The organism is Streptomyces sp. SCPE 10, assembly GCF_051980735.1.
Lineage (GTDB): Bacteria > Actinomycetota > Actinomycetes > Streptomycetales > Streptomycetaceae > Streptomyces > Streptomyces misionensis.
This window is the reverse complement of sequence record NZ_CP197069.1, coordinates 5,732,510-5,752,978: the sequence shown is the minus strand read 5'-3', so window position 1 is coordinate 5,752,978 and position 20,469 is coordinate 5,732,510. Positions and strand designations below refer to the sequence as shown.

At 72.8% G+C, this 20,469-nt stretch carries 19 protein-coding genes; 6 read left to right on the top strand and 13 right to left on the bottom strand.

Annotated elements, in window-relative coordinates; genetic code table 11:
* Nucleotides 1-14: 14 nt before the first annotated feature.
* The 4 genes from ACSP97_RS26590 to ACSP97_RS26575 all read right to left on the bottom strand — a co-directional run bounded on the left by ACSP97_RS26590 (nucleotide 15) and on the right by ACSP97_RS26575 (nucleotide 3,549).
* Complete coding sequence (locus ACSP97_RS26590) at nucleotides 15-929, bottom strand: hypothetical protein (protein ID WP_355149337.1); 915 nt, start codon at nucleotides 927-929, stop codon at nucleotides 15-17.
* A gap of 13 nt (nucleotides 930-942) precedes the next feature.
* The gene (locus ACSP97_RS26585; protein ID WP_053655247.1) at nucleotides 943-1,239 is read right to left on the bottom strand and encodes a DUF4193 domain-containing protein; all 297 of its coding nucleotides are present in this window, start codon (nucleotides 1,237-1,239) and stop codon (nucleotides 943-945) included.
* A gap of 402 nt (nucleotides 1,240-1,641) precedes the next feature.
* Nucleotides 1,642-2,889 carry a sensor histidine kinase gene (locus ACSP97_RS26580; protein ID WP_355149335.1) on the bottom strand — a complete coding sequence of 416 codons (1,248 nt, stop codon included), beginning with the start codon at nucleotides 2,887-2,889 and terminating at the stop codon, nucleotides 1,642-1,644.
* A 6-nt stretch (nucleotides 2,890-2,895) separates the two neighbouring features.
* Nucleotides 2,896-3,549, bottom strand: coding sequence for a response regulator transcription factor (locus ACSP97_RS26575; protein ID WP_003993508.1), 654 nt, complete (start codon nucleotides 3,547-3,549; stop codon nucleotides 2,896-2,898).
* A gap of 411 nt (nucleotides 3,550-3,960) precedes the next feature.
* Here ACSP97_RS26575 and ACSP97_RS26570 point away from each other — a divergent pair, with 411 nt between their 5' ends.
* Entirely contained in the window at nucleotides 3,961-4,134 is a 174-nt protein-coding gene (locus ACSP97_RS26570) for a hypothetical protein (protein ID WP_167381439.1), read from the top strand.
* 88 nt (nucleotides 4,135-4,222) lie between these two features.
* Here the strand turns inward: ACSP97_RS26570 and ACSP97_RS26565 are convergent, their stop codons facing one another.
* Together ACSP97_RS26565 and ACSP97_RS26560 are read right to left on the bottom strand one after the other, a co-directional pair.
* A complete protein-coding gene (locus ACSP97_RS26565; RefSeq protein WP_358304224.1) occupies nucleotides 4,223-5,038 on the bottom strand; it encodes an inositol monophosphatase family protein in 816 nt (271 codons plus the stop codon).
* A gap of 8 nt (nucleotides 5,039-5,046) precedes the next feature.
* Nucleotides 5,047-6,174 carry a ferrochelatase gene (locus tag ACSP97_RS26560; protein WP_355328466.1) on the bottom strand — a complete coding sequence of 376 codons (1,128 nt, stop codon included), beginning with the start codon at nucleotides 6,172-6,174 and terminating at the stop codon, nucleotides 5,047-5,049.
* 171 nt (nucleotides 6,175-6,345) lie between these two features.
* Here ACSP97_RS26560 and ACSP97_RS26555 point away from each other — a divergent pair, with 171 nt between their 5' ends.
* Together ACSP97_RS26555 and ACSP97_RS26550 are read left to right on the top strand one after the other, a co-directional pair.
* Nucleotides 6,346-7,596 carry an MFS transporter gene (locus ACSP97_RS26555; RefSeq protein WP_355524100.1) on the top strand — a complete coding sequence of 417 codons (1,251 nt, stop codon included), beginning with the start codon at nucleotides 6,346-6,348 and terminating at the stop codon, nucleotides 7,594-7,596.
* Nucleotides 7,544-8,875 (top strand): D-arabinono-1,4-lactone oxidase, encoded by a 1,332-nt coding sequence (locus ACSP97_RS26550; protein ID WP_391871211.1) that lies wholly within the window; start codon nucleotides 7,544-7,546, stop codon nucleotides 8,873-8,875. The genes ACSP97_RS26555 and ACSP97_RS26550 overlap by 53 nt, the downstream gene beginning before the upstream one ends.
* On the opposite strand, the gene ACSP97_RS26545 is transcribed toward ACSP97_RS26550, so the two are convergent.
* On the bottom strand, nucleotides 8,799-9,551 hold the full coding sequence (locus ACSP97_RS26545) for a hypothetical protein (protein WP_355149325.1): 753 nt from the start codon (nucleotides 9,549-9,551) through the stop codon (nucleotides 8,799-8,801). The genes ACSP97_RS26550 and ACSP97_RS26545 overlap by 77 nt on opposite strands.
* Nucleotides 9,552-10,031: 480 nt before the next feature.
* On the opposite strand from ACSP97_RS26545, the gene sepH reads away from it, so the two are divergent.
* Complete coding sequence (gene sepH / locus ACSP97_RS26540) at nucleotides 10,032-11,075, top strand: septation protein SepH (protein WP_355149323.1); 1,044 nt, start codon at nucleotides 10,032-10,034, stop codon at nucleotides 11,073-11,075.
* Nucleotides 11,076-11,145: 70 nt separating this feature from the next.
* Here the strand turns inward: sepH and ACSP97_RS26535 are convergent, their stop codons facing one another.
* Entirely contained in the window at nucleotides 11,146-11,997 is an 852-nt protein-coding gene (locus ACSP97_RS26535; RefSeq protein WP_440554564.1) for a sulfurtransferase, read from the bottom strand.
* Nucleotides 11,998-12,329: 332 nt separating this feature from the next.
* Between ACSP97_RS26535 and ACSP97_RS26530 the strand changes: the two genes are divergently transcribed.
* Nucleotides 12,330-13,121 carry a VOC family protein gene (locus tag ACSP97_RS26530; RefSeq protein WP_440554562.1) on the top strand — a complete coding sequence of 264 codons (792 nt, stop codon included), beginning with the start codon at nucleotides 12,330-12,332 and terminating at the stop codon, nucleotides 13,119-13,121.
* A gap of 77 nt (nucleotides 13,122-13,198) precedes the next feature.
* Here the strand turns inward: ACSP97_RS26530 and ACSP97_RS26525 are convergent, their stop codons facing one another.
* From ACSP97_RS26525 to ACSP97_RS26510, 4 genes are all read right to left on the bottom strand, one after another.
* Entirely contained in the window at nucleotides 13,199-13,849 is a 651-nt protein-coding gene (locus tag ACSP97_RS26525) for a thymidine kinase (RefSeq protein ID WP_355149317.1), read from the bottom strand.
* Nucleotides 13,850-13,894: 45 nt separating this feature from the next.
* A complete protein-coding gene (locus tag ACSP97_RS26520; RefSeq protein ID WP_355524112.1) occupies nucleotides 13,895-15,085 on the bottom strand; it encodes an alkaline phosphatase family protein in 1,191 nt (396 codons plus the stop codon).
* Nucleotides 15,085-15,672 carry a DUF5998 family protein gene (locus ACSP97_RS26515; RefSeq protein WP_355149313.1) on the bottom strand — a complete coding sequence of 196 codons (588 nt, stop codon included), beginning with the start codon at nucleotides 15,670-15,672 and terminating at the stop codon, nucleotides 15,085-15,087. The genes ACSP97_RS26520 and ACSP97_RS26515 overlap by 1 nt, the downstream gene beginning before the upstream one ends.
* A gap of 338 nt (nucleotides 15,673-16,010) precedes the next feature.
* Nucleotides 16,011-18,842 (bottom strand): bifunctional acetate--CoA ligase family protein/GNAT family N-acetyltransferase, encoded by a 2,832-nt coding sequence (locus ACSP97_RS26510; protein WP_440554559.1) that lies wholly within the window; start codon nucleotides 18,840-18,842, stop codon nucleotides 16,011-16,013.
* 177 nt (nucleotides 18,843-19,019) lie between these two features.
* Between ACSP97_RS26510 and ACSP97_RS26505 the strand changes: the two genes are divergently transcribed.
* Nucleotides 19,020-19,301 (top strand): HPr family phosphocarrier protein, encoded by a 282-nt coding sequence (locus ACSP97_RS26505; protein ID WP_146463492.1) that lies wholly within the window; start codon nucleotides 19,020-19,022, stop codon nucleotides 19,299-19,301.
* 335 nt (nucleotides 19,302-19,636) lie between these two features.
* Here the strand turns inward: ACSP97_RS26505 and ACSP97_RS26500 are convergent, their stop codons facing one another.
* The gene (locus tag ACSP97_RS26500) at nucleotides 19,637-20,323 is read right to left on the bottom strand and encodes a GntR family transcriptional regulator (protein ID WP_355149309.1); all 687 of its coding nucleotides are present in this window, start codon (nucleotides 20,321-20,323) and stop codon (nucleotides 19,637-19,639) included.
* Between the last annotated feature and the right edge of the window lie 146 nt (nucleotides 20,324-20,469).

The following is a 20,469-nucleotide window of genomic DNA, read 5'->3' as shown; positions in this document are numbered from 1 at the left end:
AAGTCCGTGAGAAGTCAGAGTTCCCCGGGCAGATCGCGCATCTTCAGCGGCTCGGCCGGCTGATCCAGGGGCGGCTGCTGCTCCAGCTCTTCCCAGGGGACCTGATTCTTGCGCAGGTCTGCGCGGATGCGGGCCGCGAGTCTTCTGGTGTCCCGGCGGTTCAGGACCGCCCCGACCGCGGCGCCCACCATGAACGGCATGAGGGTCGGCATGTCGCGCACCATGCGCTTCATGATCTGCTGGCGCAGTTCGCGTTTCATGCGGCCGCCCAGGGCCGCGTCGTACGTCGACGGCTTCGTCACGTCGACGCCGCGCTCCGACGACCAGGAGGACAGGTACGCGGTGCTGCGGGTCCTGAGCCCGCCGGGCGGGCGTACGCCGTAGACCTCGTGGAGTTCCGCGATGAGTTTCAGCTCGACCGCGGCGACCCCGGTGATCTCCGTGGCCAGTTCGGTCGGCAGGGCGGGCGGCACGGGCAGCATCGCCATCGCACCGATCCCGGCCCCGATGGTCGAGGTGCCGGCCGCCGCGCCCGCCACCAGTTTGTCGGCCAGTTCCTCGGGGCCGAGGCCCGGGAACTGCCTGCGCAGCGTCGCGAGGTCGCGTACCGGCACACGCGGGGCGATGTCGATGACCCGGTCCACGAGATGGGCCAGCCCCGCACGGGCGCGGGAGCCGCTCCTGCGGGCGCCTTCCCGGGCGATGACCCGGGCCTTGCCACTGATGACCCGAACCCGTCGCCTGGCGACGGGCGCGGGCCCCTGCTCCGGCGCCGGGTGGTCGGCCCGGTCCGCCGTCGGTTCGAGCGAGGCCCCCGCGTCCGGGGAGCCACGCTCGTCGTCACGCGCGCCGAATGAGCCGTCGAGCGGCCCTTGGTCCGCCTTCCGCAGGGAAAGGCGGCGCTTCCGGGGAGGGGTCGAGCCAGTCATGGCCGACCCCTCCTCAGTCGCAGTCGCGGCAGATCGGCTGACCGTTCTTCTCCCGGGCCAGCTGGCTGCGGTGGTGGACCAGGAAGCAGCTCATGCAGGTGAACTCGTCCTGCTGCTTCGGCAGGACCCGGACGGCCAGCTCTTCGTTCGAGAGGTCCGCGCCGGGCAGTTCGAGTCCTTCGGCGGCCTCGAACTCGTCGACGTCCACCGAGGAGGTGGTCTTGTCGTTCCGCCGGGCCTTCAGCTCTTCCAGGCTGTCCGAGTCGACGTCATCGTCGGTCTTGCGTGGAGTGTCGTAGTCGGTTGCCATATCGCTCTCCCCCTCTGGGTGTCTGCGGTGTCTCCAGCGCACGTAACGCGTGAGAGGCCGGACTTGTGCCCGACCTGAGGCGGAGATTTTGCCTCACATCAAGGGCTGTTACTCAATCGACACCCAACCCGATCTCCCGAGAGTGATCGGCTTGGATGGCGGTGAGGACCGTACACGCTTCGAATACCGCACCTCAAAGGCGCCTCATCGTGTACTTCCCGTGATCAAGAGGCCTGAAAACCAGGACTTTCCGGGCTTTCTGCCATCTGTCATGATCACTGACAGTACATGGCCGGAAATCCGCCCATGTGATCGATCACACAGAGAGAAGCCCATTCGGCCCCTGGAAAATTCCGCGTCGAGCGAACATCTCTCGCGTGTGTCGATGTTTTCCGGTGTGGATCACAGCGGAAGTGTCACATGCATCACCAGGCCACCGCCTTCGCGGGGCCGGGCCGTGATGTGCCCGCCGTGCGCGCGGGCCACGGACCGCACGATGGACAGGCCGAGACCCACGCCCTTGTCACTGCCCGTGCGCTCCGTGCGCAGCCGTCTGAAGGGCTCGAAAAGGTTGTCGATCTCGTAGGCGGGCACCACCGGTCCGGTGTTCGAGACGGTGAGCACCGCCTGTCCGTGCCGGATCTCGGTGTCCACCTCGACCCAGCCGTCCTCGGTCACGTTGTACCGCACCGCGTTCTGCACGAGGTTCAGCGCGATCCGCTCCAGGAGCACGCCGTTGCCCTGCACCACGGCCGGTTCGCGCTCGCCACGGATCTCCACGCCCTTGGCCTCGGCCTCGGAGCGCACCTGGTCGATGGCCTGGGTGGCCACCTCCGCCAGGTCGACCGGTTTGCGCTCCACGATCTGGTTGTCGCTGCGGGCGAGCAGCAGCAGGCCCTCGACCAGCTGTTCGCTGCGCTCGTTGGTGGCCAGCAGCGTCTTGCCGAGCTGCTGCAGCTCCACCGGCGCGTTCGGGTCGGAGAGGTGGACCTCCAGGAGCGTGCGGTTGATCGCCAGCGGGGTGCGCAGTTCGTGGGAGGCGTTGCCGACGAAGCGCTGCTGGGCGGTGAAGGCCCGCTGGAGCCGCTCCAGCATCTCGTCGAAGGTGTCCGCCAGCTCCTTGAGCTCGTCGTCCGGGCCGTCCAGCTCGATCCGGCGGGACAGGTCGGAACCGGCCACCGCGCGGGCGGTGCGGGTGATCCGGCCGAGCGGGGACAGCACCCGGCCGGCCATCGCGTACCCGAACGCGAAGGCGATCACGGCGAGGCCGAGCAGGGCCAGCAGCGAGCGGCTGAGCAGGTTGTCCAGGGCGACCTGGCGCTGGTGGTCCACGCACTGGCTGATCGCGTCGTTGAAGTCCGCCAGCGGCAGGCTGGTGGTGTTGATCGCGGGGCAGTTGTCGCTGGAGACCTTCAGCTCCTGGAAGCTGACGATCTTGAACAGCGGCTGGTTGCCGGTGCTGATGGCCTGCGCGGCCAGCAGGTAGATGATCGACAGCAGCAGGATGCCGGCGATCAGGAACATGCCGCCGTACAGCAGCGTGAGCCGTATGCGGATGGTCGGCCGCAGCCACGGGAAGGGGGCCTGCGGCCGCCGGGGGTCCCAGGTGGGCTTCGGAGGCGCCTGCGGGGGTGCGGGTGTCGCGGCCATGGCGGATCAGATCCGGTAGCCGGAGCCGGGCACGGTGACGATCACGGGGGGCTCGCCGAGTTTGCGGCGCAGGGTCATCACGGTCACCCGGACCACGTTGGTGAACGGGTCGGTGTTCTCGTCCCAGGCCTTCTCCAGCAGCTGCTCCGCCGAGACGACGGCGCCCTCGCTGCGCATCAGCACTTCCAGGACGGCGAACTCCTTGGGCGCGAGCTGGACCTCCTTGCCGTCACGGAAGACCTCGCGGCGGTTGGGGTCCAGCTTGATTCCGGCGCGCTCCAGGACGGGCGGCAGGGGCACGCTGGTACGGCGGCCGAGGGCGCGCACGCGCGCGATCAGCTCGCTGAACGCGAACGGCTTGGGCAGGTAGTCGTCCGCGCCGATCTCCAGGCCCTCGACGCGGTCGCTGACGTCGCCGGACGCGGTGAGCATGAGCACGCGGGTGGGCATGCCCAGCTCGACAATCTTGCGGCAGACGTCGTCGCCGTGCACGAGGGGGAGGTCGCGGTCGAGGACGACCACGTCGTAGTCGTTGACGCCGATGCGCTCCAGGGCGGCCGCACCGTCGTACACGACGTCGACGGCCATGGCCTCCCGGCGCAGTCCGGTGGCCACCGCATCGGCGAGCAGTTGCTCGTCCTCGACGACGAGTACGCGCACGTCGCTAGTCCTTCCTGTGTCCACCCGCGCAGCGCGCCGGGCGCCCCGTGCGGGCAGGGGTGTTCGTGGAGTGTGACTCCATCCTGCCCTTTTCGGTCATAAGTCGGCTGTAAGCGGTGTCCCGGCCGTGGGAACGGGCGTCCTGGGGCGGGAATGCGAGATTTTCTCCGCCTACGAGGTTTCCCGGGAATGCAGCGGGGGGAGGACGGGTTTACACCCCGCGATCACGCTCTGCATGTGCCGCAGCACCATGCGGTACCTCGCGATCCGCTTGTGCAGAGCGGCGCGGGTGTCCGGCACCGTAGCCGCCCGGCCAGGGCGTGCCGGGCACCTGCGGGAGACGTGATCGTCCCTTCCCGACGGCACACCCCCGTGCCACCGACCCACCGACCCTGGACGAGGGGGCGCAGCATGGACGCTTTCACCGCAGGACTTCTCCAGCGCATAAAGGCGACCGAGTCCGACCTGTCTCGGGCTCGTGACGAGGGCGACGACTTCCTCGTCGAGGTGGAGCAGGCAGAGCTCGACGACCTGCGCCGCCTCGCCGCCGAACATGGTGTGGAGGTCGGCGCGTCACGCGTCTGATCGGCCTGAGCGAGCTGGAGTGACAGCAGACGGCGAAGGGACCCCGGCGAATCCAGCGCCGGGGTCCCTTCGCGTGCGCCCGGGGGCGTCAGTCGTGCCAGGCCCCGAAGTCCTCCAGCAGCCGCTGGAGGGGCTCGAAGACGCCCGGGGTGCCGGCGACCGCCAGATCGCGTCCGGGGCGTTCTCCGGGCCGTCCACCGGTCAGCGCGCCCGCCTCCCGGGCGATGAGGTCCCCCGCGGCGTGGTCCCACGGGTGCAGTCCGCGCTCGTAGTACCCGTCGAGCCGGCCGCAGGCCACGTCGCACAGGTCGATGGCGGCCGAGCCGCCGCGCCGGATGTCCCTGAGCAGCGGGATCAGCCGGGCGGCCACCTCGGCCTGGTGGCTGCGGACCTCGGCGACGTAGTTGAAGCCGGTGGAGACCAGCGCCTGGTCCAGCGGGGGCGCGGGGCGGCAGGCGAGCGCCCGCTCGCCCTCCCACGCGCCGGTGGCCCAGGCGCCGCCGCCGCGCACCGCCTGGTAGGTCTCGCCGCGCATCGGGGCCGCGACGACCCCGGCCACGGTCTCACCGTCCTGTTCGGCCGCGATGGACACTGCCCAGGTCGGCAGCCCGTAGAGGTAGTTCACGGTGCCGTCGAGCGGGTCGATCACCCAGCGGACGCCGCTGGTGCCGGCGGCCGAGGCGCCCTCCTCGCCTAGGAAGCCGTCGTCCGGGCGCCGCGCGGAGATCAGATCGGTGATCAGTTTCTCCGCCGCGATGTCCATCTCGGTGACGACGTCGATCGGGCTGGACTTGGTCCGTGCCACGGCGAGGTCGGCCGGGCGGCCGTCCCGCAGCAGCTCACCGGCGCGGCGGGCGGCCTCCTGGGCCAGTTCCAGCAGTTCCCTGTGCAGGGCGTCGGTCACGGGTCTCCTCACGCGTAGGGGCTGTCGGCGCCTGCGGCGGCCGGGCGGGGCGCCCGGGCGGGGCAGCAGCCGACCGGGCAGACGTCGTGGCTCGCGCCCAGGGTGCCCAGGGCGCAGGGGGTGACGGCCTGGCCGCGCTCGCGGGCGGCGCGTTCCAGGACCAGCTCGCGCACGGCGGCCGCGAACCGCGGGTCGGCGCCCACGGTGGCCGAGCGCCGCACCGGCAGGCCCAGTTCCTCGGCCTTGGCCCTGGCCTCCGTGTCGAGGTCGTACAGGACCTCCATGTGGTCGGAGACGAAGCCGATGGGCGCCATGACGACCGCCGGGACGCCCGCCGCGTGCCGCTCCTCCAGGTGGTCGCAGATGTCGGGTTCCAGCCACGGGATGTGCGGGGCGCCGGAGCGGGACTGGTAGACGAGCCGCCAGGGGTGGTCCACACCGGTGCGCTCGCGGACCGCGTCGGCGATCAGCTGGGCCACGTCCAGGTGCTCTTCCACGTAGGCGCCGCCGTCGCCGTGGGCCTCGACGGGGCCGGAGGTGTCGGCGGCGGCCGTGGGGATGGAGTGGGTGGTGAAGGCGATGTGGGCGCCGTCGCGGACGTCCTCGGGGAGGTCGGCGAGGGAGCGCAGCACGCCGTCGATCATGGGTTCGACGAAGCCGGGGTGGTTGAAGTAGTGGCGCAGCTTGTCGACCTTCGGGAGGTCGAGGCCCTCGCCCTCCAGGGTGGCCAGCGCGTCGGCGAGGTTCTCGCGGTACTGGCGGCAGCCCGAGTAGGAGGCGTAGGCGCTGGTGGCGAGCACCAGGACGCGGCGGCGGCCGTCGGCGACCATCCGGCGCAGGGTGTCGGTCAGGTACGGCGCCCAGTTGCGGTTGCCCCAGTAGACGGGCAGGTCCAGGCCGTGTCCGGCGAAGTCCTCGCGCAGGGCCTCGATCAGGGCGCGGTTCTGGCCGTTGATGGGGCTGACCCCGTCGAACAGGAAGTAGTGCTGCCCGACTTCCTTCAGGCGTTCCTTGGGGATGCCGCGCCCGCGGGTGACGTTCTCCAGGAACGGGACCACGTCGTCGGGGCCTTCGGGGCCGCCGAAGGAGAGCAGGAGCAGGGCGTCGTACGGGGTGGCATCGAGCGCGTCTGGCATGACTCGATCCTGCCACCCGGTGCCGACGGCCCGGCAACCGCGGGGTGAAGAGTCGGGTTCCAATCGGTTCATGGCGTTATTTCCCACCGTTGAACCGGATGCGCTTAGGGTCACCTAACTCGTAAGCTGTATCCGCCGCATTCGCGCCTTACGGACCGCCCCGGAGACCTCGTGCCCAGCCCCTACAGAGCCTTGTTCGACGTGCCCGGCACCAAGGCCTTCTCGGCCGCCGGGCTGCTCGGCCGGATGCCGCTGTCCATGATGGGCATCGGCGTGGTCACGATGGTCTCCCAGCTCACCGGGCGCTACGGGCTCGCGGGCGCGCTGTCGGCCACCATCGCGCTGTCCGCGGCGGTCCTCGGCCCGCAGGTCTCCCGCCTGGTGGACCGGCACGGCCAGAGCCGGGTGCTGCGGCCCGCGACCCTCGTGGCCCTCGTGGCGACGGCCGGGCTGCTGCTCGCCGCGCACTTCGGGTGGCCGGACCGGGCGCTGTTCGTCTGCGCCGCCGGCATCGGCGCGGTGCCGAGCCTGGGCGCGATGATCCGGGCCCGCTGGGCCGCCATCTACCGGGGCACGCCCAAGCTGCACACCGCCTACTCGTTCGAGTCGGTCATGGACGAGGTCTGCTTCGTCTTCGGGCCGATCATCTCCATCGGCCTGTGCACGGCCTGGTTCCCCGAGGCCGGTCCGCTGCTGGCCGCCTGCTTCCTGGCGGCCGGCGTCTGCTGGCTGACCGCGCAGCGGGCCACCGAGCCGCGGCCGCATCCGCGCGAGCGGCACGGCGGCGGCACCGCCCTGCGCTCACGGGCACTCCAGGTGCTGGTGGCGACCTTCGTGGCGACCGGCGCGATCTTCGGGTCGGTGGACGTGGTCACCGTCGCCTTCGCCGACGAACGCGGCCACAAGGGCGCGGCGAGCGTGGTCCTCGCCGTGTACGCGGCCGGCTCCTGTGCGGCCGGGGCGGTCTTCGGGCTGCTGCGCCTGGCCGGGGCGCCGGAACGCCGCTGGCTGCTGGGCGTCGCGGCCATGGCCGTGAGTATGATCCCCCTCCTACTGGTCGGAAACCTGCCGCTTCTGGCCGTGGCGCTGTTCGTTGCGGGGTTGTCCATCGCACCGACGATGATCACGACGATGTCCCTCATCGAAGAGCACGTACCTCGCGCGCAGCTGACCGAGGGGATGACCTGGGTGAGCACCGGCCTGGCGGTCGGCGTGGCGCTCGGCTCCTCGCTGGGCGGCACGGTGATCGACGCGGCCGGCGCGCGGGCCGGGTACGGGGTTCCGGCGCTGTCCGGGGCCGTCGCGGTCGTGGTCGGTTTCCTCGGGTACCGCCGGCTGCGCAGGCCGGCCGCGGGTCGGGGAGGCACCGTTGAGCAGCACGGCGAGCGGGAAGACGAGCGGCGCGAACGGCACATGGCGTAACTGGGGCGGGAACGTCGCGGCCCGGCCCGCCCGGCAGGTCGCGCCGGCCTCGGTCGAGGAACTGGCCGCGGCGGTGCGCCGGGCGCGCGAGGACGGCCTGAAGGTGAAGGCGGTCGGCACCGGGCACTCCTTCACGTCGATCGCCGCCACCGACGGTGTGTTGATACGCCCTCAACTGTTGACCGGTATACGCAGGATCGACCGGGAGGCCATGACGGTCACGGTCGAGTCCGGCACCCCGCTCAAGAGGCTCAACGCGGCCCTGGCGCGCGAGGGCCTGTCGCTCACCAACATGGGCGACATCATGGAGCAGACGGTCTCCGGCGCCACCAGCACCGGCACCCATGGCACGGGCCGCGAATCGGCCTCCATCGCCGCCCAGATCAAGGGCCTCGAACTCGTCACGGCGGACGGCTCGGTGCTCTGCTGCTCCGCGCAGGAGAACCCCGAGGTCTTCACGGCCGCCCGGACCGGGCTCGGCGCGCTCGGCGTCGTCACCGCGATCACCTTCGCCGTGGAACCGCTGTTCCTGCTCACCGCCCGCGAGGAGCCGATGCCCCTCGAACGGGTGCTCGCCGAGTTCGATCAACTGTGGGCGGAGAACGAGCACTTCGAGTTCTACTGGTTCCCGCACACCGAGAACACCACCATCAAGCGCAACAACCGCAGTCTGGGCCCCGAGCGGCCCGTGGGCCGGCTGGCCGGGTGGTTCGAGGACGAGTTCCTGTCCAACGGCGTGTTCCAGGTGGCCCAGTGGGTCGGCCGGGCGGCCCCCGCCACCGTCCCGGCCATCGCGCGGATCTCCAGCCGGGCCCTGTCCGCGCGGTCGTACACCGACATCCCGTACAAGGTCTTCACCTCGCCGCGCCGGGTGCGCTTCGTGGAGATGGAGTACGCCGTTCCGCGCGCGGCCCTGGTGGAGACGGTGCGCGAGCTGAAGGCCATGGTGGAGCGCTCGAACCTGCGCGTCGGCTTCCCCGTGGAGGTGCGCACCGCCCCGGCCGACGACATCACCCTGTCCACCGCCTCCGGCCGGGACAGCGCCTATGTCGCCGTGCACATGTACCGGGGCACGCCGTACCAGGCGTACTTCACCGCCGCCGAGCGGATCTTCACGGCGCACGAGGGCCGGCCGCACTGGGGGAAGGTGCACACCCGGGACGCGGAGTACCTCGCCCGGGTGTATCCGGGGTTCGCCGAGTTCACGGCGTTGCGGGACCGCCTTGACCCGGATCGGCTGTTCCAGAACGACTATCTGCGGAGGGTGCTGGGGGCGTAGTCGCCGGGGCGGAGCCGCTGGGCGTGGGGGACGGGCCGGTCCCGCCGCCGTCCGCCCGCCCGTCGGGCGAGGCGCTCGGGGTCGGCGACGCCGGATCCGCCGTACCGCCGGAGCCGGAACCGGAGCCGGTGCCGGAGCCCTGGGAGGGGAGGCCGCCGTTCGGAGTGGTGAGCGAGGGGGTGCCGGAGGGCTCACGGCCGGGCCGGGGGTCGTTCGTCCGGTGCGCCGACGAGTGCCGCCCGCTGACGGCGTCGCCGACCGTCGTGCCGGTGCCGCCGCTGAAACTGCTGCCGGACACCAGTTCGTACACCGTGATGCCGCCCATGGTCACCCCGAACACGAGAGCGGCGGCGACCAGCGGCCGGCGCCAGCTCTTGATCCGCGCCCGGTAGACGGTGCCCTCGGAGAACTCGCCCGGGACCGGCGCCGCCTGCACCTGGGGCCGGGCCCCGGTCTTGACCACCCGCAGCTGTTCCCCGGTCCGCTTGAAGAAGTGCTGGAAGACGGTGCCGCCACAGGTGGCGATCACACTGACGACGCCCGCGCCGAGGATCGTGCCGTACACGCCGAAGGAGGAAGCCAGCTTGGCCGCCACGACCGCCGCCAGGGCGCTTCCCGCCACCTGGGGGACGTTGAGGTCGATCCGCTTCCGCTCCGCATCGGGTGTTTCGCGCATACCCGGAACTTGCCTGCCTTTCCCGTACTTGATCGACATTGAGTGGCCGACTGCACGAGAGAGGGACGTATGCACGAAACCATTAGTTCCGTTTCTGGAGATTACGTGAAGTTCGCCACGTTCATGATCGACAAATCCCGTTGCGGCGGGCCAAGTCGCGCCCGTTGCCAGAAGTTGGGCGGCGCGCCAATCCACGCACGTGGCCCGAATGGAGTACTGTTGCGAGCCCTGGGTCCGGTCTCCCACCAGGGCGTCCGGGGCCGCCAAGGACCGCCGGGAGGGGGCTAGTTGCACAGGGTGACGAACTTGGTCACTTAGCGTGGCGAACAGGTAACCGTGCCATAACGGCGATCCAGGGCCCGTGCCCGACACGCCGGGCAACTCGGCAAGGTTGTGGCAGGCTGCACCCGGGCAGGCCACACTCGACTAGCGGAAGCAGCGACGCACGTGACGTCGGCAGGCACCACCCGGGAGGTCCCCATGCCCGAACTGCGTGTCGTGGCCGTCTCGAATGACGGCACACGGCTGGTGCTGAAGGCTGCCGACTCAACGGAGTACACGCTTCCGATCGACGAACGGCTGCGCGCCGCCGTACGCGGCGACCGGCCGCGCCTCGGCCAGATCGAGATCGAGGTCGAGAGCCATCTGCGCCCCCGCGACATCCAGGCGCGGATACGAGCCGGTGCCACCGCGGAAGAGGTCGCCCAGCTCGCGGGCATCCCCGTCGACCGGGTACGGCGCTTCGAGGGTCCGGTGCTGGCCGAGCGCGCCTTCATGGCCGAGCGCGCCCGCAAGACCCCGGTCCGCCGCCCCGGCGAGAACTCCGGCCCTCTGCTCGGCGAGGCCGTCCAGGAACGGCTGCTGCTGCGCGGCGCCGAGAAGGACACCGTGCAGTGGGACTCCTGGCGCCGCGACGACGGCACCTGGGAGGTCCTGCTCGTCTACCGGGTCGCGGGCGAACCGCACTCCGCGAGCTGGACGTACGACCCGCCCCGGCGGCTGGTCCAGGCCGTGGACGACGAGGCGCGCTCGCTGATCGGCGAGTCCGACGACCTCGCCGCGCCCGAGCCGAGCTTCCCGTTCGTCCCGCGCATCGCCCGGCTGCCGCGCGAGCGCTCCATGGACCGCGCCCTCGACCGGCAGACCGACCGCGAGCGGCCCACCCTGCCCGCGCAGTCGGCCGAACCCGCCGAGGAGAGCACCGGTGAACGGGACTCGCTGACCAGCCTCTTGGAGGCCGTGCCGTCCTTCCGCGGCGACATGGTCGTCCCGGAGCGCGCCCCGGACGCCTCGGACGAGCCCGACGAGGAGGCCGTCGCGGAGGAACCGCCGGCGCCCGCCGCCTCGGCCGGTTCGGCCTACGCGGACGTCCTCATGCCCCGCTCGGTCGGCAGCCACCGCGACCGGCTGATCGGCGCGACGGACCGCCAGGCGGAGGCCGACGGCGTCCGCCCCGGCCGCCGCGCGGCCGTCCCGAGCTGGGACGAGATCGTGTTCGGCACCCGCCGCAAGAAGCAGGAGTAGCCGGCCGTACGACGACGCGGAGCGGCGGGTCACTCCAGTGACCCGCCCTGTCGCCGCTGCCGCCCGCTCGCTACTGCGGGTCCGCGCCCGTCGCGACCGGCCGGGACGGGTCCGCGGACCACTCCGACCAGGAACCGACGTACAGCGCCGCCGGGATGCCGGCCACCGCGAGGGCCAGCACCTCGTGCGCGGCCGACACGCCCGAGCCGCAGTAGACGCCCACCTCCGTGTCGGCGCGGACGCCGAGCGCCTTGAAGCGGTCCTTCAGCTCGGCCGCGGGCAGGAAGCGCCCGTCGGGGCCGACGTTCTCCGCCGTGGGCGCCGAGACCGCGCCCGGGATGTGCCCGCCGACCCGGTCCACGGGCTCCACCTCGCCCCGGTAGCGCTCCCCCGCGCGGGCGTCCAGCAGCACACCCGTGCGGGCCAGCGCGGCGGCGCCGTCCGCGTCCAGCAGGCCCGCCACGTCCGGCGCCGGCCTGAAGTCGCCCTCGGCCGGGGTGGACGTCCCGGTCGCCAACTCGCCTTCCCAGGACGGCAACCCGCCGTCCAGAACTCGCACGTCCGGGTGACCCGTCCAGCGCAGCAGCCACCACGCGCGCGCGGCCGCCCAGCCCTGTCCGCCGTCGTAGACGACGACCGGACGGCCCGCCGACACGCCCGCGCGGCGCATCGCGGCGCCGAACTCCGCGATGTCCGGCAGCGGATGGCGGCCCCGCGCGCCCGGGGCCGCGGCCAGTTCCCGGTCCAGGTCGACGAAGGCCGCGCCGGGAATGTGCCCGGCCGCGTACTCGGCCCGGCCGTCGAAGGCCGGGGCACCCGCCGCCTTCGCCAGGCTCAGCTGCCAGCGGACGTCCAGCAGGACCGGCGGCGCCTGCCCGGCGAGCTCCCGGGCGAGTTCGGATGCGGTGATGATGACTGTCATGGCGCCATGCATACGCCAGGGGTGGCCGCGGCGTCCAGGTACGGCTACTCTGCTCGGCCGGACAGCCTCGATCACGAAACGTGAAGGATCGGGCACGAAGCGTACGTCCGGCGGACGCCCGTCGGACGCCGTCAGGTGGCGGCGGAACACGTCGGCCTGGAAATCATTCCGAAGACACCGCCAAGAGGCGGCGCGGCAACGGGACATGGCCGCGAGAGCGTGGAAGATGCGGACACCGGTACGGGCGCACGCGCCGATGGCGTGTGCACACCCCTGCCGGGAGAGCGGAAGCGACACGGCCACCGCACGGGCGGCCGGGGAGAGAGTGATCGATGACCGAGGCACGGGAGTCGGCCGGTCCGCACGCGCTGCGCGCGCCCGGCACACCCTGCTGGGTGAGCCTGATGGCGCACGGGCTCACCGCCACCGAGGAGTTCTACGGGGCGCTGTTCGGCTGGGAGTTCCGGCCGGGCCCGCGGCAGTTCGGCCCGTACGTGCGGGCACTGCTGGACGGGCACGAGGTGGCGGGCATGGGCCAGCTGCCGCCGGACCACCGGCTGCCGATCGCCTGGACGCCCTACCTCGCCTCGGACGACGTGGACCGCACCGCCGAGACGGTGCGGCTGTGCGGCGGCACGGTGGCGGTCGGCCCGCTGGACGCGGACGAGGCCGGGCGGCTGGCCATCGCCGCCGACCCCTGTGGCGCGGTGTTCGGCATCTGGCAGGGCCCCGCGCGCCCGGGCACCCCGGCCTCCGGGGTGCCGGGCACGCCCGCCTGGAACGAACTGCTCACGTTCGAGACGGAAAGCGTCACCACGTTCTACGCGAGCGTGTTCGGCTACGAGACGGAGGCGGCGGCCGACGCGGGCGCGGACCGGGTGACCCTGCGTGTGGACGGGCACCCGGTGGCCGCGCTGCACGGCCTGGGCCGGGCGCTGCCCCGGGACCGGGGGCCGTACTGGGCCACCTGCTTCCAGGTGACCGACACGGACGGGGCGCTGCGCCGGGTGACCGCGCTCGGCGGCCGGGTGGTCCGCCCGGCCCAGGACGGTCCGCACGGCCGGGTGGCAACGGTGGCGGACCCGGAGGGCGCGGTGTTCTCGGTGGTCCAGGAGCCGCGCTGAAGGGATTCGGACGGGCCGGTCCGTACGCGGGCGGGCTCGTCCGGGAGAACCGGCTCAGGAGACCGAGGAGGACGGGCTCAGGAGGACGAGACCGGCAGCACGTCCGGGGAGATGGCCGCCGCGCGGGCCGTCGCGGAGGTCATCCGGCGCCGGTGGTGGCGGCGGCACAGCACCTCGTAACCGACCTCGCCCGCCTCCTGGTTGACGTCCCCGACGACCACCTGGGCGCCCTCGACCACCATCTCCCCGCCGACCGTGCGGGCGTTGTGCGTGGCGCGGGCGCCGCACCAGCACAGCGCCTCCACCTGGAGCACCTCGATGCGGTCGGCCAGTTCCACCAGCCGCTGGGAACCGGGGAACAGCTTGGAGCGGAAGTCGGTGGTGATGCCGAAGGCGAAGACGTCCACGCCGAGGTCGTCCACCACGCGAGCGAGCTGGTCGATCTGGGCGGGCGCGAGGAACTGCGCCTCGTCCGCGATCACGTAGTCGATCCGGCCGCCCTGCGAGAGGTGGTCCACGACGTAGACGTACAGGTCCTGGTCGTCGGCGACCTCGACGGCGTCGGTGACCAGGCCGAGGCGGGAGGACAGCTTGCCCGCGCCGGCGCGGTCGTTGCGGGTGAATATCATGCCGGCCAGGCCGCGCGCGGAGCGGTTGTGCTCGATCTGGAGAGCCAGCGTCGACTTCCCGCAGTCCATCGTTCCGGAGAAGAACACCAGCTCGGGCATGAGGAGTTGAGCACCTTTCGGCGAGGGGAGGAAAGCGGTGGGGGGTCAGGAGCGTACTTCGAGCAGCGGGACCAGCTGCTCGTCGGGGGTCATCGAACCGTGGTTGCCCACCAGCGCGGACTCCTTCGGCTCCCGCTCGGAGGCGATGATCAGGACGTCGTCGTACGCGGCCGCGATCACGTCCCCGAGCCGGGCGTACACCCGCTCGTCCACGTGCGGCCCGAACCAGCCGGCCTGGATCGCCTCGTCCCGCGAGGCCACCCAGAACTGCTCCCCCAGCACCTCGCGCCAGCAGGTCAGCACGTCGTTGTGGGCGCCCGGCACCGCGTACACGTGCCGGGCCCGCCCCTCGCCGCCCAACAGGGCGACACCGGCGCGCAGTTCCCAGTCCGTGTCGAAGTCGATGCGGTGCTCGTCGTCGAACGGCACGTCGATCATGCCGTGATCGGCGGTGACGTAGAGCGCGCTGCGCGGGGGCAGCTGCTCGGCGAGGCGCTGGGCCAGCCGGTCGACGTACATCAGCTGGCCGCGCCAGGTGTCGGAGGCGACGCCGTAGCGGTGGCCGGAGCCGTCGAGTTCGGCGTAGTACGTGTACACCAGCGAGCGGTCCCCGGCGGCCAGCTGCTCGGCGGCCAGGTCCACCCGGTCCTCGCCGGACAGCCTGCCGTGGAAGCTGCCGCCGCTGAGCGCGACCTTGGTGAGCGGGGTGCGCTCGAAGGCGGGCGAGGACACCTGGGCGGCGTGCACCCCGGCGTCGTGGGCCAGCTGGAAGACGGTGGGGTACGGCTGCCAGCGGCGCGGGTCGGTGTACGGCTGCCAGCGCAGCTGGTTCATCAGCGCGCCGGTGGCCGGGTCGCGGACCGTGTAGCCGGGCAGGCCGTGCGCGCCGGGCGGCAGGCCGGTGCCGACGGAGGCCAGGGAGGCGGCGGTGGTCGCCGGGTAGCCCGCGGTGAGCGGGCGGCCGGTGCCGCCGCGGGAGCTGCCGAGCAGCGAGGTGAGGAAGGGGGCCTCGTCGGGGTGGGCGCGCAGCTGCTCCCAGCCGAGACCGTCGACCAGGAAGACACAGGCCCGGTCGACCGGGGCCAGCTCGGTGATCGTCGCGGACATGCCGGGGACGCCCATGCCGGCGGCGAGGGTCGGCAGCAGGTCGGCGAGGGAGCCGGTGCCGTACTGGGGCAGCGGCGCGGTGTCGAGGGCGAGGGGTTCCGGGTGGTCCCAGGCGGAGAGCTGGGACATCAGCGGGCGATGTCCGCGGTCGCCTCCGAGATGGCCTGCGCGAAGGCGAGCGCCTCGCGCACCGTCTCCGGGCCGTCCCCGGCCTCGCTGACGCGCAGGCTGAGGTCGTCCGCCGTGGAGTTGCCGGTGTAGCCGTGGTCGGCGTCGCAGTTGGGGTCGCCGCAGGCGGCGGGCTCCAGGTCGATCCGGCTCACCGCGCCCCAGCCGATGGTCAGCACGACCTCGCGGGGCAGGGTGCCCGGGGTGTACTGCTCGGGGTTGGCCACCACCCGGCTGACCACGACGGAGGAGATCCGGCTGAGCTTGACCGACTCGGTGGAGGTGGTGGCGTACGGCGTCGGGGAGGTGCCGTCGGCGGCCTGCTCGTCGGTGTGGCTGACGATGAAGCGGTTGGCGGTGAGGACCAGGACGGTCACATGGCGGCGTACCTCGTTCTGGTCGAACGTGGTCTCCTGGTGGACCAGGTACGACCGGATGGGCTCGCCGCCCACCGCGGCCTCCACCGCCTCGGCCACGAGGGCCGGGTAGTAGCCGCTGCGCTCGATCGCCGCGCGCAGCCCCTGGGTCGTCGTACTGGTCTTGGCCATGGCGTCCATCCTAGTCCGTGGCCAAGGGGGGTCAGGGCCGCCCGCGACCACGGGACACGCCGCGGTCACGGGACCGCGGGCCTCCCGGGGACACGCGGAGGAACACCGGGGCACCGGCCCGTGGCGGACCGTCCGCGGGAGGGCCGGGGGCGGGGCGCGGGGCGCGGGGCGCGGATGTCCGCGACGGGGGCGGGCGGGGAGGGAGTCCAGGCGGGGCCTCGGGGCCTCGGGGGCCGAGAAGCCGGACGGCGCGGGAGCCGCAAGGCCCGGAGGCCGGAAGGCGGAGGCCGGGAGCGTCGAGGTGGTGGAAGGAGCGGCGGGCCCGCTCCCCTCCCCCGTCAGTACACGGGCATCGTGCGGGGCCCGTGGTCGTCCCGGGCCGGGGGTGGGGCGAGGCGGACGGTCGCGCCGAGGACGTTGGCGCCGCGGGGGGCCACGACGACCGGTTCCAGGGTGACCGCGACCACCTCGGGGTGGTCGTCGACCAGCCGGGACACCCGCAGCAGCAGTTCCTCGAGGGCGGGGGTGTCCACGGGGGTGGAGCCGCGCCAGCCGAAGAGCAGGGGCGCGGTGCGGATCGTGCGCACCAGCGCGGTCGCGTCCCGGTCGGTGACCGGGATCAGCCGGTGCGCCGTGTCGTCCAGCAGCTGGGAGACCGCGCCGGCCAGGCCGAAGGACAGCACGGCCCCGGCCGCCGGGTCGATCACGGCCCGTACGACGGTGTCGACGCCCCTGGGCGCCATCCCCTGCACCACCGGCCGCAGCTCCTCGGGCTTGCCGAACAGTTCGGACAACTCGGCGTAGGCCCGCCGCAGTTGGTCCTCGTCGGCCAGGTCCAGGCGGACCCCGCCCAGGTCGGCGCGGTGCCTGAGGTGGGGGGCGGTCGCCTTCAGGGCCACCGGGTAGCCGAGATCGCGGGCGGCCTCGGCGGCGGCGTCGGGGGTGGGCGCGGGCAGGGCGCGGCGCACCCGGATGCCGTACTTGCCGAGCAGCTCGCAGGTCTCGGCCTCGGAGATCGTGAGCCCCTCGCCGCGTGCCAGCAGTTCCCCGATCAGCCGCGCTACGCCCTTCTCGTCGATGTCCTCGTACTCCGGCACCCTTCCGGGGTCCATCGCCTCCCTGCGCCACTGCCCGTAGCGGACGGCCTCGGCGAGGGCCCGGACGGCGCGTTCGGCGGCGGGGTAGGCGGGGATGAGCCGGGCTCCTTCAGGCGGGGAGACCGCGGTGGGCGGTCGTTCCGCCGGGCGGGGCGGCCGGGCGCCGCCCGGGTCGCCGGGTGCCCTGTCCGCGGCGGTCGGCGCGGTGCTCGCCGCCGCCGACAGCGCCTGCGCCAGTCCGCCCAGCTCCACGTGCACCACCAGCACCGGCTTCCCCGGCGCCGCCGCCGCGGCGGACCGCAGCGCCTCCGCCAGCTCCGCGTCCCCCGGCGACGCCTCGCCGATCGCCGGGATCGCCGTCACCACGACGGAGTCGTTGGTGTCGTCGGCCAGCGCCGCGCTCAGCGCCCGGTGGAAGTCCTCCGCGCTCGCCCCGGTCGTCAGGTCCAGGGGCCGCGCCGGCCGCAGCCCCTCCGCCAGGCAGCGGTCGTACGTCAGGACGCCCAGCGACTCGGAGTTGCCGAGGATCGCCACGCGCGGTCCGGCGGGCAGCGGCTGGCGGGCGAGCAGCAGCCCCGCGTCGACCAGTTCGGTGATGGTGTCGACCCGGATCACCCCGGCCTGGCGGAGCAGCGCGGACACCGTCGCGTGCGGCAGCCGGGTGGCACGCACCGCGTGGCCCTGGGGCGCCGTGCCGGTGCCCTGCACCACGACGAGGGGTTTCGCCGCCGCCGTCCGGCGGGCGAGCCGAGTGAACTTGCGGGGGTTGCCGATGGTCTCCAGGTACATCAGGACGACATCGGTGTCCGGGTCCTCGTACCAGTACTGGAGGACGTCGTTGCCGGAGACGTCGGCGCGGTTGCCGGCGGAGACGAAGGTGGAGACGCCGCTGACCCCGGTGACGCCGCCGCCGCGCCGGTGCAGCCGGGAGAGCAGCGCGATGCCGATGGCGCCGGACTGGGCGAACATGCCGATGCGGCCGGGGCGTGGCATCTCGGGCGCGAGGGAGGCGTTCAGCCGTACGCCGGCGGCGGTGTTGATGACGCCGAACGCGTTGGGCCCGATGATCCGCATGCCGTACGCCCGCGCCTGCCGCACGAGCGCCCGCTGCCGCTCCTTGCCCTCGGGCCCGCTCTCGGCGTACCCGGCGCTGAGCACGACGAGCCCCTGGACGCCGTGTTCCCCGCACTCGGCGACCACGGCGGGCACGTACTCGGCCGGTACGGCGACGACGGCGAGGTCCACCGGGCCGTCGATGTCCCGCACGCACTGGTACGCGCCCACCCCGTCGACCTCCGCGAGGTCCGCGGGGAAGGCCTTGTTCACGGCGTACAGCCGGCCCGCGTACCCGCCGTCCCTGATGTTGGCCAGGACACTGCGGCCCACCCCGCCGGGGGCGCGGCCGACGCCGATCACCGCGACGGAGCCGGGGGCGAGGAGCCGCTGCACCGAGCGGGCCTCGGCGCGCTGCTCGCGAGCGCGCTGCACGGCGAGCGAGCGGTCGGTGGGCTCGATGTCGAACTCCAGGCGGACGACGCCGTCCTCGAAGCTGCGCTTCTGGGTGTAGCCGGCGTCCGTGAAGACCTTGATCATCTTGGTGTTGGCGGGCAGCACCTCGGCGGTGAAGCGGCGGATGCCCCGCTCGCGGGCGACGGCCGCGATGTGCTCCAGGAGCGCGGAGGCCACTCCCCTGCCCTGGTGGGCGTCCTGCACCAGGAAGGCGACCTCCGCCTCGTCGGCGGGCGCGGACGCGGGGGTGCCGCCGGCACCGATGCGGTCGTAGCGCACCGTGGCGATGAACTCGCCGCCCACGGTGGCCGCTAGGCCGACCCGGTCGACGAAGTCGTGGTGGGTGAAGCGGTGCACGTCCTTGGCGGACAGGCGGGGATAGGGCGCGAAGAAGCGGTAGTACTTGGACTCGTCCGACACCTGCTCGTAGAAGTGGACCAGGCGGTCGGCGTCGTCGACGGTGATGGGCCGGATGCGGGCGGTGCCCCCGTCCCGCAGCACCACGTCCGCCTCCCAGTGCGCGGGGTACTCGTACCGGCCCTGCGGTTCCGCCGAGGTTCGCATGCGCCCCAGAGTACGGCTAGCGTCCGGCAACGGCGCGGGGCAGTCTGTGGAGACGGCCGCCGGGCCGAGGGGCGGTCACGACGGCACCGTGGAGGGGGTGCGCAGCCCCTCTCCAGGCATGGTTCACCATATGGAAGACTGGTCTAGACAACCTTGAAGAGTGAAGGGCAGCAACACATGGCTGAGCGCCGCGTCAACGTCGGCTGGGCCGAGGGCCTCCACGCCCGCCCCGCCTCCATCTTCGTCCGGGCCGCGACGGCCGCGGGCATCCCGGTGACGATCTCCAAGGCCGGTGGCACCCCGGTCAACGCGGCCAGCATGCTCGGCGTCCTGGGTCTGGGCGCCCAGGGCGGCGAGGAGATCGTGCTCGCCTCCGACGCCGAGGGCGCCGAGGCCGCCCTGGACCGGCTGGCCAAGCTGGTCGCCGAGGGTCTGGAAGAGCTGCCCGAGACCGTCTGAGCGGCATCGGACCTTCGAGGAACCGGGCTTCGGCGCGGTGGCGTGACGCCCGGTTCTGCACTGCCGTGACGCCCGGTCCGGGCCGGTCCGCCGGCTCGGACCGGGCAGGGTGGCGGGCCGCCCCGCTGCCGCCCCGACCGCACGACGCCGGTCGGGCAAGACGGGTACGGGCGACCGCGCCGGTGCGGTGGGCGCACGGAGGCGTATTTCGCGATTTCCGGCGTTTTCACGACGGAACGCCCACCCCATTCACCCGGGTCGGTAATTAACGGCACCGAAGAAATAGGGGAATACCGGCCCACGAAATACCCACCCCTTTGTATACGGCACCCGTGTTAATTCTGTGCGCCGGACATGTTTACGGCATGTTGCGAAGTCCTCACACGCTCGGCGCCACCGGGCACGCGCAGCCGGTGCTCGGCCGCCGCCCGCTCGGCGTGCAGCGCGGTCACCGCGCGGGCGCGCGCTCCGTCGCCGCGCGCCACCGCGTCCACGATCGCGCCGTGCTCGGCCCAGGTGCCGACCGGGTCCGACGGCGCGTCGAGCACGTACATCCAGGCGATCTTGTGGCGCAGCTGGAGGAGGGTGGAGGTCAGCGAGGGGCTGCCGCAGGCCTGGGCCAGCGTCTCGTGGAACCAGCCGTCCAGTGCGCGCAGTTCCTCGCTGTCGCCCCGCCTGGCGCGCTCCTGCCCCAGCCTGACCAGCCCGCGCAGCACCTTCAGGTGCGCCCCGGTGCGCCGCCGGGCGGCCCGGGCGGCGCCGAGCGGTTCCAGGAGCAGGCGCATCTCCAGCAGGTCGGCGGCCTCTTGCTCGCTCGGTTCGGCCACACAGGCGCCCGCGTGCCGGCGCGTCACCACGAAGCCCTCCGCCTCCAGGGTGCGCAGCGCCTCGCGCACGGGGACGCGCGAGACCCCGTAGCGGCGGGCCAGCACCTCCTCGGTGAGACGGCCGCCGCGTTCCAGGACGCCGGCGACGATGTCGTCCCGGATCGCCGTGCACACCGACTGCGCCGGAATACGCATGACCGACCTCCGCCTTGATCCCCGCGACACGACGCCGACGACGGACGCGTTTTTCCCATGACTCTATTCCGGTGACTCTATTCCACCGCGCCGCCTTTTCCGACGGCGGGCCGGAATCCGGGGATATTTTTTGGACAACGGCGACC